This window comes from Rheinheimera pacifica, from assembly GCF_024809855.1.
GTDB lineage: Bacteria > Pseudomonadota > Gammaproteobacteria > Enterobacterales > Alteromonadaceae > Alishewanella > Alishewanella pacifica_A.
Map to the genome: position 1 here is coordinate 514,623 of NZ_JANUEM010000001.1, position 13,603 is coordinate 528,225.

11 protein-coding genes are annotated in these 13,603 nt (G+C 48.4%); 4 read left to right on the top strand and 7 right to left on the bottom strand.

The window, feature by feature from the left end; genetic code table 11:
• Nucleotides 1-13: 13 nt before the first annotated feature.
• The 4 genes from M2404_RS02385 to M2404_RS02400 are packed head-to-tail and all read right to left on the bottom strand — an operon-like array spanning nucleotide 14 to nucleotide 4,811.
• Nucleotides 14-1,195, bottom strand: coding sequence for a BaiN/RdsA family NAD(P)/FAD-dependent oxidoreductase (locus tag M2404_RS02385; protein WP_259238061.1), 1,182 nt, complete (start codon nucleotides 1,193-1,195; stop codon nucleotides 14-16).
• The gene (gene waaA, locus M2404_RS02390) at nucleotides 1,195-3,249 is read right to left on the bottom strand and encodes a lipid IV(A) 3-deoxy-D-manno-octulosonic acid transferase (protein WP_259238063.1); all 2,055 of its coding nucleotides are present in this window, start codon (nucleotides 3,247-3,249) and stop codon (nucleotides 1,195-1,197) included. The genes M2404_RS02385 and waaA overlap by 1 nt, the downstream gene beginning before the upstream one ends.
• Nucleotides 3,250-4,029, bottom strand: a complete 780-nt coding sequence (locus tag M2404_RS02395; RefSeq protein ID WP_259238064.1) for a glycosyltransferase family 2 protein — start codon at nucleotides 4,027-4,029, stop codon at nucleotides 3,250-3,252.
• Nucleotides 4,030-4,031: 2 nt separating this feature from the next.
• The gene (locus tag M2404_RS02400; protein ID WP_259238065.1) at nucleotides 4,032-4,811 is read right to left on the bottom strand and encodes a glycosyltransferase family 25 protein; all 780 of its coding nucleotides are present in this window, start codon (nucleotides 4,809-4,811) and stop codon (nucleotides 4,032-4,034) included.
• Nucleotides 4,812-4,986: 175 nt separating this feature from the next.
• Here M2404_RS02400 and M2404_RS02405 point away from each other — a divergent pair, with 175 nt between their 5' ends.
• Genes M2404_RS02405 through gmhB form a run of 4 tightly spaced genes read left to right on the top strand, consistent with a single transcriptional unit; the run spans nucleotide 4,987 to nucleotide 8,680 of the window.
• A complete protein-coding gene (locus M2404_RS02405; RefSeq protein WP_259238066.1) occupies nucleotides 4,987-5,583 on the top strand; it encodes a D-sedoheptulose-7-phosphate isomerase in 597 nt (198 codons plus the stop codon).
• Entirely contained in the window at nucleotides 5,583-7,043 is a 1,461-nt protein-coding gene (gene hldE / locus M2404_RS02410) for a bifunctional D-glycero-beta-D-manno-heptose-7-phosphate kinase/D-glycero-beta-D-manno-heptose 1-phosphate adenylyltransferase HldE (protein WP_259238068.1), read from the top strand. The genes M2404_RS02405 and hldE overlap by 1 nt, the downstream gene beginning before the upstream one ends.
• Nucleotide 7,044: 1 nt before the next feature.
• Entirely contained in the window at nucleotides 7,045-8,106 is a 1,062-nt protein-coding gene (locus M2404_RS02415; protein ID WP_259238070.1) for a glycosyltransferase family 9 protein, read from the top strand.
• Between the two features lie 10 nt (nucleotides 8,107-8,116).
• A complete protein-coding gene (gene gmhB / locus M2404_RS02420; RefSeq protein WP_259238072.1) occupies nucleotides 8,117-8,680 on the top strand; it encodes a D-glycero-beta-D-manno-heptose 1,7-bisphosphate 7-phosphatase in 564 nt (187 codons plus the stop codon).
• A gap of 22 nt (nucleotides 8,681-8,702) precedes the next feature.
• On the opposite strand, the gene M2404_RS02425 is transcribed toward gmhB, so the two are convergent.
• The 3 genes from M2404_RS02425 to M2404_RS02435 form a co-directional block, all read right to left on the bottom strand.
• Entirely contained in the window at nucleotides 8,703-9,176 is a 474-nt protein-coding gene (locus M2404_RS02425) for a peroxiredoxin (RefSeq protein WP_259238073.1), read from the bottom strand.
• A gap of 41 nt (nucleotides 9,177-9,217) precedes the next feature.
• Nucleotides 9,218-9,964, bottom strand: a complete 747-nt coding sequence (locus M2404_RS02430) for a class I SAM-dependent methyltransferase (protein WP_259238074.1) — start codon at nucleotides 9,962-9,964, stop codon at nucleotides 9,218-9,220.
• 69 nt (nucleotides 9,965-10,033) lie between these two features.
• On the bottom strand, nucleotides 10,034-13,597 hold the full coding sequence (locus M2404_RS02435) for an ABC transporter permease/M1 family aminopeptidase (protein ID WP_259238075.1): 3,564 nt from the start codon (nucleotides 13,595-13,597) through the stop codon (nucleotides 10,034-10,036).
• Nucleotides 13,598-13,603 lie beyond the last annotated feature (6 nt).

Below are 13,603 nucleotides of genomic sequence, written 5' to 3' on the forward strand. Positions count from 1 at the left end.
ATTGATATTTGCCTTAACAATACTGCCCTGCTACCCAACCAGACGCCCAGGCCCATTGAAAGTTGTAGCCTCCTAACCAACCAGTCACGTCCACCACTTCGCCGATAAAATACAAGCCCGGCTGGTTTTTCGCTTCCATGGTCTTTGACGATAAATAGTCGGTATCGACGCCGCCGATGGTCACTTCTGCCGTGCGGTAGCCTTCGGTACCGTTGGGTTTAAACACATACCCGTGCAGGTTGTCGGCAAGCTGTTTAATGCTTTTCGGGTTTAAGGCCTTAAGCGGCTGATTAGTAAATATTTTCAGCTCCAATAGTTTTTCTACCAGCCGTTTTGGTAGCAATTTAGCCAGTGCGGTTTTTACTTCCTGCTCGGGGTGGGCTTGTTGTTGTGTAGCCAGAAAATCGGCCACATCGGTTTGCGGCGCCATATTAACTATTACGTCATCACCCGGTTGCCAGTAGCTGGAAATTTGCAGTATGGCCGGCCCGCTTAAACCGCGATGGGTAAACAGCATATCTTCCGGGAATAAAGTACCGTTGGCTTCAGCCGTTACCGGTAAGGACACACCGCTGATTTCTTCAAATACCGCTTTATCGCTGGGTTGCCAGGTTAGGGGCACTAAGGCTGCGCGCAGTGGCAGCACTTTTAACCCAAACTGTTCGGCCAGCTGAAAACCAAAGGCGGTAGCACCTAAATTCGGCAGGCTTAAACCACCGCTGGCCACCACTAAACTGTGGCACTGGCGGCTTAGCTCTGCTGTGGTAACGGTGTATTGACCATCAGCAAAGCTGACGCCGGTAATAGTTTGCTGCAGCGCAATTTGCACATTGGCGGCCTTGGCTTCGCTTAACAGCATATCAACAATATCTTTGGCGCTGTCATCACAAAACAGCTGGCCGAGGGTTTTCTCGTGGTAGCTAATACCATACTTTTGCACCAGGGCGATAAAATCCCACTGCGTATATCGGCTTAACGCCGATTTACAGAAGTGTTTGTTTTGCGACAGAAAGTTCTCCGGCCCGGCATACATATTAGTAAAATTACAACGGCCGCCGCCCGACATCAGAATTTTACGGCCAACTCTTTTGCCGTTATCTAGCACCAGTACCTTGCGGCCGCGTTTACCCGCTTCTATCGCGCACATTAAACCAGCCGCACCGGCACCTATTATTATTACATCCCACTGCTGCATTAATTTTTACTCTGTATGGTATGGCTTGCCGCTTGCTGATAACCCAGCTCCAGCGCGGCGAATTGGTCCTGCTGCCAATGGAATACCGGCAGTTGCTGTTTTTCTTTGTTTAGCGAGCGTAACAAACGCTGTAAGTTCTGTAGCTTCCAGCTTTGCTGCGGAAAATCAGCACAGCTTCGGATGGCGCATTTATCAAAGTCGATTAGCCAAAACTGGCCCTGATTATCCAGCAGAATATTGTGACAGTTTAGATCTGAGTGATACACGTTGTGCTGATGAAAACGGGCGATTAAAGCCCCAAGCTGTTGCCACTCTGTGCCGGTTAAAGCACGTTGTTGCAGCAGATGGGCCAGATCTGTGGTACCAGAGATCCGTTCAATCAGAATATCAGCGCTATAACCAAAGCTATGTTTTTGGTACAACGCGGCACAAGGCCTTGGCACAGGCAATCCCCACTGCCGCATTTGCCAGAGTAAACTAAATTCTGCCATAGCCCGGCTTTGGGCTACAGGCTCTGGCCAGAATTTATCCTTGTTTAGCTTACCTACCAAACCACCACGGTAATAATGCCGCAGTACCGCCTCTTTGCCGTTTGGCTGGCGGATAAACCACACTGTATTACGGCCTTTTGATTGGCCTGTGACTAAACCCTGTTGTTGCCAAAATTCTGGCTGAAAATACTGTAGTTCAAATTGCGGATAAAACGCCGGGTCAAACCATGCTATGGCCTTGCCATTGTTAATTATGCTGACATCAGCCAGCGGCACTAATGCCTGCGCCTGTGCCATGATACGCGCCACGGCACCTTGTTGCTGCTGATACAGTTTTAAGCCTTTTGTACCGGCCTCAGCAGCCAACTCTGGCTGCTGCACCAGTTTAGTTACCGTACTGGCCAGCTCAGCTACCGTAGCAACCTGAAAATAAGCTTGCTGTTGGCGCAACAGCGCAAACACCAGTTGGAAGTTAAATACATAAGGGCCAGATAACACAGCTTTGCCAAAAGCCATGGCTTCCAGCGGATTATGACCGCCGCGTTCAATCAGGCTACCGCCGATAAACACAAAATCGGCCAGTTGATACCAGCTTAATAACTCGCCCATTGAATCGCCAAGCCAAACTTCAGTACTGGCATCTGGCAACTGGCCTTTACTACGGCGAATAAACCTCACGTGCTGTTGCTGTAACAGCTGCGCGACAATATCAAACCGCTCAGGATGTCGTGGCACCAGCACCAGCAATAACTCTGGAGACTGCACTTTTAACTGCTGATAAGCCTGAATAAGCAACTCATCTTCACCAGCATGCGTACTACCCGCCACCCAGACCATACGGCCTTGTAGTACAGGCTTTAAACTCTGTGCCAAGTGTGTGCTACTTTCCGGCACGTCCAGTTCAAACTTTATATTTCCAGCAACACTAACCTGCTGAGCCCCAAGGGCCTGAAAACGCCGGGCACTGTTTTTATCCTGCGTCAGAATTTGGCTGATATGCTGCAACATCGGCCGGGTTAAGGCGCTAAAACGCCGGTAACCTTTGGCTGAGCGTGCCGATAAACGGGCATTGACCACTAAGGTTGGAATAGCCAGTGCTTTGCAATTAGCTAACAGATTAGGCCACAGCTCAGTTTCTAAAATCAGCAACAATTGCGGTTGCATCCACTTTAACCAGCGACGCATTAAAACCGGATAATCAAAAGGCAGGTAGCAATGTTCTACCTTTTTGCCCAATTCGCGCTGTTCAGCCTGCAACTTTGCAATGGCAGCTGAGGCGGTAGGTGTGGTGCAGGTGATAGTAAGCGGCAGCTGTGGGTAGCGCAGCAACAGTTTTTTAATCAAAGGCTTGGCTGCGTTGAACTCCCCTACTGACACTGTATGCAGCACGATGCCGTTTTGGGCTGAAGCGGCAGGCAGTTTAAAGGCAAAACGTTCAGCAAAACGCTGCCGATAGGCCGGGTCTTTGCGCGAGCGCAGCAATAAATACAGCAGAAGCAAAGGCGTCAGCGCCACAATCATGGCGCTGTACATCAGCCTTAGCAGCAAAAATCTGGCGTGCATTTAGCTTTTTGCTTTGGCTTTTGCATCAGCCACCATGGTGGCTAACGCCGCATACTTATGAAAAGCATATTGGCCCAGCACTATCGCCATTAATAAACCACGCCAGCCGTCGAGGAAACCCAAACGCAGCACGTATTGCTGAATAAAGTCGGTGAAAAACCGCACAATAGCAAACCCTAAACTGGCTTTTTTACCACGGGAAAATTTATCTTCAGCACCTAAACAGGCGTATTTAATATGCTTTTCCTGACAATGCTGATAACTGCGCCAGCTATGGTGAATAATGGCCGATTTTAATACCCGCACTTTTTCATAAGGTAATAACAGGGTTTCATGCACCTGACGGTCTTTAAAACTGGCGCCGGTTTTTAAAAACAACTTGCCTTGTGGTGTGGAATAACGGCCGTGTTTCAGTAACTTGCCAAAGAAGTAGGTATGCCAGGGCATTTTAATAAAGTTGGCGTCCAGATCTGGCTCAGCCAATACCTGATCAATTTCCACTTTCAGTTCTGGCGTCAGCACTTCGTCGGCGTCTATGCTCAGTACCCAGTCATGCTCACACCAGGCTAAAGCCCGGTTACGCTGCGGGCCAAAACCCGGCCAGTCGGTTTGGTACACTTTGTCGGCGTACTTTTCTGCTATTTCTACCGTTCTGTCTTTACTGCCGGAATCGACCACTATTAGTTGATCCACCCAGCCAGAAAGCGACTGTAAGCAGGCTTCAATGCGGTCTTCTTCATTACAGGAGATCACAAAGCAGGAAATTTTACGGCTGCGCATGCTTACACCTCTTCCTGTTTGGCTGGGTTAAACTGCACCTGCGACACATCGCCTGACAAATGCTTGTTACGGATAGATTTTAACTGGAAACGGTATTTCAGGTTACGCCAAAACGATGTGCCACCTTTACGGGTACCGCCACTCATTTTATCAATTTCGCTTTCAAAACGGCTGGCTGACCATAAACGATAAGGCAAGATTGAATACACCGTCAGGTTAAGCTCAGGATAAAACTGCAAATCAACATCCACGGGGCGGAAAAACTTAGGCCGGCTCAAAAGCTTTTTCGCGCCCTCCAGCGTTAACGCATACCCCGTAGTACAGTTCGGTACTTTGGCAAAATTCACTAAGGTATAACCATCTCCCAGATCTTTTTTCTGCTCACCGGCGCCAGCTCTGTCATCGGCTAACTTGATCATATCCCAATGGTTTAACTGGGTTATTTTTTCCAGCACGGTCAGAAATTCAGGCTCTAAATCTATATCGTCTTCCAGAATAAAAGCCATAGCGATATTTTCATCTACCATCCGCTGCCATAAGGTGCGGTGACTTAAATAACAGCCTATTTCACCTGGAGACAAAGGCCGGCGGAATTTTTTCTGGTTAAGGGCAGGATCGTAACAAGCCGCCACATCGCCCGGGCTAAGGTTTTTACCATAAATAGCGCTGAAGCGTTCTGCATCTAAACCCAGCTTGTGCAGCTGCTTTTTGGCAGACTCATAACGCTCGGGGTTAGAGTCCAGATTAATTAACCAGATTGGGTATCCAGCATACTGTCCCATGTATTTCTTCCGTATTGTGTCGCGAATATGCAACGATTTTACCTGAACCACTTCTAAAGACAGAGCTTTTTTTCCCGCGCAGGCTTTGAAGACAAAGAGCATTGCGAAAAAGTTCTTTTGCAATAAACAAGATCCGTTAAAATGCCTTTATTCACACAGCTAAGCCGAGCCTTATATGTCAGATTTAGAACAGAGTTTTTTACAGAGTTTAAAACGCCATCGTGATGCCTTTGCTACGGTGGAGGCTTATCATAGCCAGGCAATGCAATTACTGGCCGCCGTGCAAGACTGCTTAAAACAAGGCGGTAAAGTAGTATGGATGGGTAATGGCGGCAGCGCAGCCGACAGCCAGCATTTAGCCGCTGAGTTTATGGTGCGTTACAAAGCAGAACGTGGCCCGCTGGCTTCTATCGCCTTAACTACCGACACGTCTATTCTGACAGCACACGCCAACGACTATCATTTTGACAGCGTGTTTGAGCGTCAGGTGTTAGGTTTAGTCCGGCCACAAGACGTGGTGATTGGCCTGACGACTTCAGGCAAAAGCCCGAATATCAATTTAGCTTTAAAGGCCGCCAATGACTTAGGTGCTTTCACTGTCGCTCTTACCGGCCGTGATGGTGGCTTGGTTAAAGATATTGCCAAGCTGCCGATTATCGTTAAAAACGACGAAACAGCCCGTATTCAGGAAGTACATATGTTTATTGGCCACTGGCTGTGTGAAGCCCTTGATTTATCGATCGAGCATATGGCCATAGTAGGTACTAACTAATGATTAACTTAAGCCTGCTGCAAAATTTGTCTTCTGCTTCTGTACTGGTGGTGGGTGATGTGATGCTGGACCGCTATTTTAATGGCGACTCGCAGCGTATATCACCTGAAGCACCGGTACCCGTGGTAAAAATCAGCAAAATAGAAGACAAAGCCGGTGGCGCGGCCAACGTGGCACGTAATATCGCCCATCTGGACGGTAAAGTAGGCTTATTAGGTATTATTGGTAACGACAGCGCGGGCGAATCGTTGCAACAGTTGCTGGCCGGTGAGCAAATTCACTCTGAGCTGTTTAGTCAGCAGCATAAACCTACCATAGCCAAAATGCGGGTGGTATCGCGCCAACAGCAAATAGTAAGGCTGGATCAGGAAGAAATGTTCAGCCTTGCTGATGCGCAACTGCTGGCAGAACGTTTTGCCACTGTGTTCCAGAACTACGATGTGATCCTGTTCAGTGATTACAACAAAGGCTCGCTGCAGCAGATCTCGCAAATGATCAAACTGGCCAAAGCCGCTGGCAAAATGGTATTGGTCGACCCAAAACAAGCAGATTTGTCGGTGTACGCCGGTGCTGATGTGATTACGCCAAATTTAGGTGAATTTAAAACCGCTGGCGGAAAAACCGGATCTGTAGAAGAGATGCTAAGTTCAGCCCGTGAGCTGATGCAAAAAGCCGGTTTAGCTTCGATTTTATTAACCCGCAGCGAAAATGGCATGAGCCTGATTACTGCTACTGAGCATTATCACTTCCCGGCCCAGGTATTGGAAGTAAGCGATGTAACAGGCGCTGGCGATACCGTTATAGCCACTTTGGCGGTGATGTTAAGCGCTGGCATGTCCTTACATGATGCCACTCAGCTGGCAAATTTGGCCGCTGGCATAGTGGTAGGCAAAGTAGGCGCAGCCACAGTTTCACCAGAAGAGCTGGCCGCAAAGCTGAATAAAGATTTATTCCGACAGGGTGATTTTTACCAGACACCTTTTGACAAAGTACTGCAGCATATTAAGTTTGCCCGGCAAAATGGCGAACGTATTGTGTTTACCAATGGCTGCTTTGATATTTTACACGCAGGCCATGTACGCTATTTAGCTCAGGCCAAAGCTTTGGGTGACCGTTTAGTGGTGGGGCTTAATTCAGACGCGTCAGTACGCCGCTTAAAAGGCGAACAGCGCCCTATTAACACCTTAGAAGATCGCGCCACAGTGCTGGCAAGCCTCGCCAGTGTCGACTGGGTAGTGCCTTTTGGTGATGATGCGGCTGAAAACGATACACCACTGAAGTTAATCAGCACCATATTGCCTGACATCTTAGTAAAAGGCGGCGACTACAGCATTGAAACCATAGTAGGGGCAGATGTCGTAATAGCCCATGGTGGTGAAGTACAGGTACTGACTTTTGTTGATGGCCGCTCTACCAGCAAAGTGATACGGAAAATTCAGGACTTGCAGGGAAATAACTGATTTGTCTAAGCCCTTAACCTCTATCTGTATTCTGCGTTTATCCGCTATTGGCGATGTTTGTAATGCCGTCTCTGTAGTGCAGGCGATTCAGCGTCAGCACCCACAAGCGCAAATCACCTGGATTATCGGCAAAATCGAAGCCCGTTTGCTGGAAGGATTACCCGGTGTACGTTTTGTGGTGTTTGATAAAAAGCTCGGCAAAGCCGCCTACAGCCAGTTAAAGCAGGACTTAAAACACGACTATTTTGACGTGCTGCTGCATATGCAGGTGGCCTTTCGCGCTAATGTCGCTTCACTCTGTATCAAGGCGCGCAAAAAAATTGGTTTCGACTGGCATACAGCCAAAGAGCTGCATGCGCTTTTTATGCGCCACCGCATAGAGCCAACACCACGCAGCCATGTGCTGGATGGTTTTCGCCAGTTTGCCAAAGCTATTGGGGTGACAGAGCAACAGCTTGGCACAACGCCAACCTGGCAACTGCCTATACCTGAAGCCGACGAGCTATGGGCTAAACAGCAGTTAGCGGCAACTGGCAACTCACGGGCGTTGATTATCAGCCCAGCCGCTTCTAAAGCCGAGCGCAACTGGTTACCGGAGCGTTATGCGGCTTTGGCAGATTATGCCCATACCAAAGGTTTTGCGGTGATGTTATGCGGCGGCCCGACAGAGCTGGAACGCAATTTAAGCCAGGCTATTCTGGCTTCGGCACAACACCCTATTATAGATCTCACCGGCAAAACCAATTTAAAGCAGCTGCTGGCGTTGTTAAAACACGCAAGTTTAGTCTTAGCGCCAGATACAGGGCCTGCTCATATGGCCGTAGCCGTGGGCACTCCGGTGATAGGTTTGTATGGCCACAGTAACCCGGAGCGTACCGGGCCTTATTTGTTCCGCCAGTATGTGGTTGAGGTCTATCACCAGTCTTTATTAGAGCAACAAGGCAAAAAGGCAGCAGAACTAAAGTGGGGCACCCGCGTAAAAGGCCACGACATTATGCAAAAAATAACAGTAGAGGCCGTAACCGCTATGTTTGATAAAGTAGTGACCGAACATAAATTATGAGCCAGCAGTTATGAACCAGCCACTTGATCAAAAACGTAAAGCGGCCTTTCTGGACAGAGACGGTGTAATTAATATTGATCACGGTTATGTCAGCAGCCCCGAGCAATTCGAGTTTATCGATGGCGTGTTTGATGCCTGCCGCCATTTACAGCAGCAGGGTTATTTACTGATCGTAGTAACTAACCAATCGGGCATAGGCCGCGGCTATTACACCGAGCAGCAGTTTTATGCGTTAACTGACTGGATGAAAGCTCAGTTTGCGTTGCATTGTGTTACGCTGACCGATGTATTTTTTTGCCCGCATCATCCGGTTAATGCCAAGCCGCCTTATCAAACCAACTGCAATTGCCGTAAACCCGCACCTGGCATGCTGTTGCAAGCCATAGAAAAATATCAAATTGACCCAGGCCAAAGCCTGATGCTGGGTGACAAAAAAGCCGATATGCAGGCGGCAAAAGCTGCCGGAGTGAAGCGTAAAATACTGGTGTTATCAGGCCAAAGCCTGACAGAAGAAGATAAGGCCAGCGCAGATGAAATCTGGCCTTCGGTGAAGGCTGCCCTGACAGCAGTGTAACGGTTATCTGAACAGATATTTGTTACAATGCTGCTAAAATGACTTCGGCTTTACTGACTTCAAAGGTTTTTGGGGCTTCTACATTTAGCAGCGTAACTACGCCGTTTTCAACGATCATGGCATAGCGCTGTGAGCGTACACCGCCAAAGTCACCGGTTTCCATGGTCAGGCCAATGGCTTTATGAAAGGCTGCACCACCGTCGGCTAAAAACACAATTTCTTCAGCGTTCTGGCTTTTGGCCCAGGCACTCATTACAAAAGCGTCGTTTACTGCGGTGCAAACAATGGTATCAACGCCTTTGGCTTTGATCTGGTCGGCCAGCGTAATATAACCCGGTAAGTGTGCTGCAGAGCAGGTAGGTGTAAAAGCACCCGGCACAGCAAACAGTACCACTTTTTTATTGGCAAAAATCTGGCTGGTGGTTGGGTTCATTACACCTTCTTTGGTCAGTTGCGAAAAACTCACCTCAGGTAACTTGTCGCCGGTTTTAATCATGTTAATTCCCCTGTTTAATTTATCTGTTGTCAAAAGTATCACTAAATTGCTGCATTAATATACACATCAAAACGGTTATTTTTACCGGTGACAGACATTGCAGGCGCCTTTTGCGCTAAAAAATCAGCATAACCGGGCCGTTTTACCACCACACGTTTTTGCGCCAGCTTAAGTGCTGGTGCCAGTAAGGCATCAGCATCGGTATCGCTACCCACTACATCATGAAAAGCGCGCATTTCTTTTTTAACCAGCGCGGTTTTATCCCGCGGTGGAAACATCGGGTCCAGATACACCACATCAACAGCACCATGCTGTTGCAGCGCCTCCAGCGCGCTGCTATGCAGTAGCTGCATACGCTCGCCCAACCAGTTAAGGTCAGCTGTAGCCGCAGCCCGGCGCAAACCATCAAACAGTAAAGCTGCCACGGCAGGGTTACGCTCAACCAGAGTGACCTTAGCGCCCAGGCTGGCCAGTACAAAGGCATCACGGCCCAGGCCAGCAGTAGCATCTAATACGGTGAGATCGCGCTTTTTATTCAGCCCGCAAGCTTTGGCAATCGCCTCACCTTTGCCACCGCCATGCAAGCGCCGGTAACTGGCAGCACCACTGGCAAAGTCGACCAGGATATCACCTTGTTTGGGTAGCTCACTGTGGCGTAACACCAGCGCATTATCCTGCCAGGCCAGATGCCAGCCACTGGCTTTAGTGGCTAAGGTTAAACCAAACTGCTGACAGAGCTGCCCGGTATAGGCTTTATCTGCAGCTAGCTGTGTTAAAAAAGGTAACATGGCAAATCGCAAAAAAAAAACAGGAGCACAGTGTAACTGGGCTCCTGCATCAATTGCCAGTATTAGCGTTTAGTCGGGCTGAATACGGCGAATATTGTCGGCGCTGTCGCGGTCGATCAGGTTTATGTAGGGGTCAACACCCGCATATGCTGGCAATTGGTCCAACACTATCTGCAGTTGATTGTCTCCTGTTTGCAACAAGTGCGGCTGTAAGTACAACTGGCCACCTTCTGCTGTCAGCTTATCAGGGTCTGCACTAAATAAACCTATACTCACCTGTTGCTGCATCGGCTCACTGCTTTGGTTGCCGCGCCCGTCGGCGCGCAGCTTGTCAGCATAAATTTGTAGTGTGATCTGGTAACGACCATCTTCCAGCTTCACCGCTTTGGCTTGCTGCAAACGCATGTCATAAAGAGTGATATTTTCAAACTGATCGCGGATAAACGCGGCCTCTTCTGCACTGGTGTCTAACGTAAGGTAATCAAGTAAATCCAGCGTAGTTGGAAATGGATCGTTGCGAAAGCGATAGCGCTCATTAAATGATTTAAGGTTAGCATTAAGCCTTGCTTCGCCAATCTGGTCTTTAATTGCCATCATCACCACTGAGCCTTTTTGGTAGTGAATATAACTTTGGCTTTCTGCACGCAGTAACGGCATTTCGGCAAAGCGCTCTGCCGAGCGGCCTTGTAGATAATCATCCAGTTCGTGTTTGATAAACTTACGGATCTTATCAGCGCCATATTTATGCTGCATAACCATCAGCGCCGCATACTGCGACAAGCTCTCTGAAATCACCGCACTGCCCTGCACATCAGCTGCACCTACCTGATGCCCCCACCATTGGTGTGCCACTTCATGTGCAGTAACATAATACACAGGGTCGATATTATCCGGGTCACGTAAGTCAGTGATAAAGCCAATCCGCTCCGAATATGGCACCGTATTGGCAAAGCTTTGCGCAAAACTGCGATAGCCCGGAAACTCAATGATGCGCATTTGCTTATGCTGATAAGGGCCAAAAGCTGCAGTAAAGTAATCCAGTGAGTCGCGTACTGATTCGATCATACGGTCAACATTCCAACCGTGCGACAGGTGATAGTAGACTTCTATCGCTACGCCATTATGCTGTTGCTTTTTCACGGCATAGCGGCCTGACGAAATCGAGTAAAAATTCACCATTGGCTGGTCCATCTCGTACCTGAAATAGTTGCGACCATCTTGCTGCCACTGCCTCTGCAGGTAACCAGGCGTAATAGCTATTTGATCGCCCGATGTCGATACAGTGGCAGCAAACTGAATAAAGTCGCCGTCGGCGCCGAAAAAGTTTTGCTGGTAGAACCGGCGGTCTTCCAGTTTATTGGCCCGCTCCCGTGGTGGCAAATCGCGCTTTAGCCGTTCATGCTGATCTTTTAACTCATAGTCTTGCTGATAACCAAAAGTAGGTAACAGCTCTTTGTTGTTAATAAAAGTACCGTTTGCTACCACAGCGCTGTCAAAATTAGTTTCGCGCAGCCCTATAGACTGCCTGACCAGCTCAATCTCGCCCGACACCGTTTGGCCTGGTTGCAGCACAGGCGTAAAGGTTAGCCAACTGGTGCGCATATCGCTATCGCGCTCACTCAGGCTGGTACCAGAAATACGAATATCCATCACCTGGGTATTCTCCGGCCAGTTAACTAATACCTTCTCTATTGGCTGTTCAGATTTATTCTGCCAAGTCAGTACCACCTTAGCGGCAATTTTTTGTTGTTCAGGATACAAATCCACGATCGCATCCACCTTGGTAGTCACCGGAAAAGCCAGTTCAGCGTATTGTTTAAACTGTTTTTCATATATCGCCTGTAAATCACGCCGCTGATCTTCAGTTTGATAACTATTAAGAATGGTAGTTTGCTGATATAAAAAACCGCCACTGGCAACAGCCAGCACTGCTGACGCGGCTATCAGGGTTTTACCCGCCCGGCCAAGCTGATAACCCAGTTTGCGCCAACGCTGCCTCAGGCTTTGCATTGGGCCACGATGATATAAACCATAGCCGAGGGTAAACAACATAAGGCTTATCGCGCCCCAATACAGCATATACCAGCTGTGCGTAAGCAAATTAGGTCCATACTGGTTTAAGTCAGAGAAGCCAACATTAGGCGAGTTAGCGTAATTAATCAGGCTGTGCCCCAGCCCCCAATTGGCCATCACCAGCGACAACAAGTAATAGCCAACAAATAGCCCCATACCGATAAATTTATTCGGGCTGATTACCTGGAAAAAAAACGCTAGTACCACACTTAACAGCGTAGGTAACCAATACTGATAGCCCAAACGGATCAGATACTGGCTTAGCTCAACATCGGCAATACCTTTTAATAGCTGATAGCCGATAGTACAAACCATACCTAGCAACATCAGCAACAGTAATACCGCAGCCACGGCCAGCAATTTTGCAATCCAGAATGTCACATTTGCTACCGGCATGGTGTCAATAATATCGCCCATGCCAGAGTTACGCTCACGCCACACCACTTCGGCACTGTAATACACCGTTACAATAATAATCAGCAAGCTCATCGCTTCAACGATGTACATCACCATTGCTTGGGTAAGGGGCCAATCTGAAGTACCGTACCAACCCAAGTCTGCAAACATCGGACCGATAAGTTGTGTTAACGAAATCACTATCAGAATAAAAAACGGCGCGGTCCACAACACCTGCCGCATTTCAAATTTTATCCGGCACCATAGTGCACTTAAGCCACCGAATTGCGATGCCTTTTGTTGTAAACGGCCAATTGCTACTGGCTGCATTTTGGCCGGTACAATCTTTGACTTTTTACTATCGCGCGAAGCAAGCCCGGGCAAGCGGAATAAGCCTGCCATCGCCAGCAACACTGCAGCAATCGCCAGCCATAGCAGACGGTTTTGCAAAAGCACGCCCGTCAGTTCAACCAGTTGGCTATTCTTTTCCTGAATGGTCCAATAGCGGGTTACGTCAGCAAAGGTGCGAAGACCAAAAGGGTCCATTAACGCGGCAACAGCACGATACTCTGGCAAGCTGGCAAAAGTGCCAGACACCAAATACAGTACTAACAACACCAACGCAATCAGGTACAAAGGCATGAGCGAGCGAAAACGCACAGCTGCTGCATAAAACAACGCGGAAATAACAAAAAGCCCGGGAGCAGATAGCACGATAAAATTATACAAATAGGCAAACAGATTGTTGGGGCCAAACCGGCTGGCATCCACCCAAGGCATAAAACTACCAATCAACATCCCCAGCGGCACGGTGAAGTACACCAATAACACTATCAGATAGCTGCCAAAAAAACGGCCAAACTGATAGTTAAACGCCTGTATTGGCTTGGTATATATTAGCTCTTCCATTTGGAACTGAGCATTGCGAACTGCACTGCTACCTACGAAATTTACCACCAAAAACATGGCAAACAGGCTCAGTATCAACAACGTTTGCGCAATGGCATAAGGGCTGTTTTTAAAAACCTCCCCTCCGCTGCCGATAACCACATTGTTTGAGGTGACCGAGAGAAAGCTGGCCAGAAACAGTAATAAACTAACAACATAAAATGATGGCTGACGCAAAAAATAGCGCAGCTCAAACCGCAGCATAGATATCAACATAAGGCC

Bases quoted from the DNA above. Each gene is read 5' to 3' on its own strand.
- M2404_RS02425 (WP_259238073.1), bottom strand. From the start codon at position 9,176: ATGATTAAAACCGGCGACAAGTTACCTGAGGTGAGTTTTTCGCAACTG.
- M2404_RS02405 (WP_259238066.1), top strand. From the start codon at position 4,987: ATGTCAGATTTAGAACAGAGTTTTTTACAGAGTTTAAAACGCCATCGT.
- M2404_RS02385 (WP_259238061.1), bottom strand. From the start codon at position 1,195: ATGCAGCAGTGGGATGTAATAATAATAGGTGCCGGTGCGGCTGGTTTA.
- hldE (WP_259238068.1), top strand. From the start codon at position 5,583: ATGATTAACTTAAGCCTGCTGCAAAATTTGTCTTCTGCTTCTGTACTG.
- M2404_RS02430 (WP_259238074.1), bottom strand. From the start codon at position 9,964: ATGTTACCTTTTTTAACACAGCTAGCTGCAGATAAAGCCTATACCGGG.
- waaA (WP_259238063.1), bottom strand. From the start codon at position 3,249: ATGCACGCCAGATTTTTGCTGCTAAGGCTGATGTACAGCGCCATGATT.
- M2404_RS02395 (WP_259238064.1), bottom strand. From the start codon at position 4,029: ATGCGCAGCCGTAAAATTTCCTGCTTTGTGATCTCCTGTAATGAAGAA.
- gmhB (WP_259238072.1), top strand. From the start codon at position 8,117: ATGAACCAGCCACTTGATCAAAAACGTAAAGCGGCCTTTCTGGACAGA.
- M2404_RS02400 (WP_259238065.1), bottom strand. From the start codon at position 4,811: ATGGGACAGTATGCTGGATACCCAATCTGGTTAATTAATCTGGACTCT.
- M2404_RS02435 (WP_259238075.1), bottom strand. From the start codon at position 13,597: ATGTTGATATCTATGCTGCGGTTTGAGCTGCGCTATTTTTTGCGTCAG.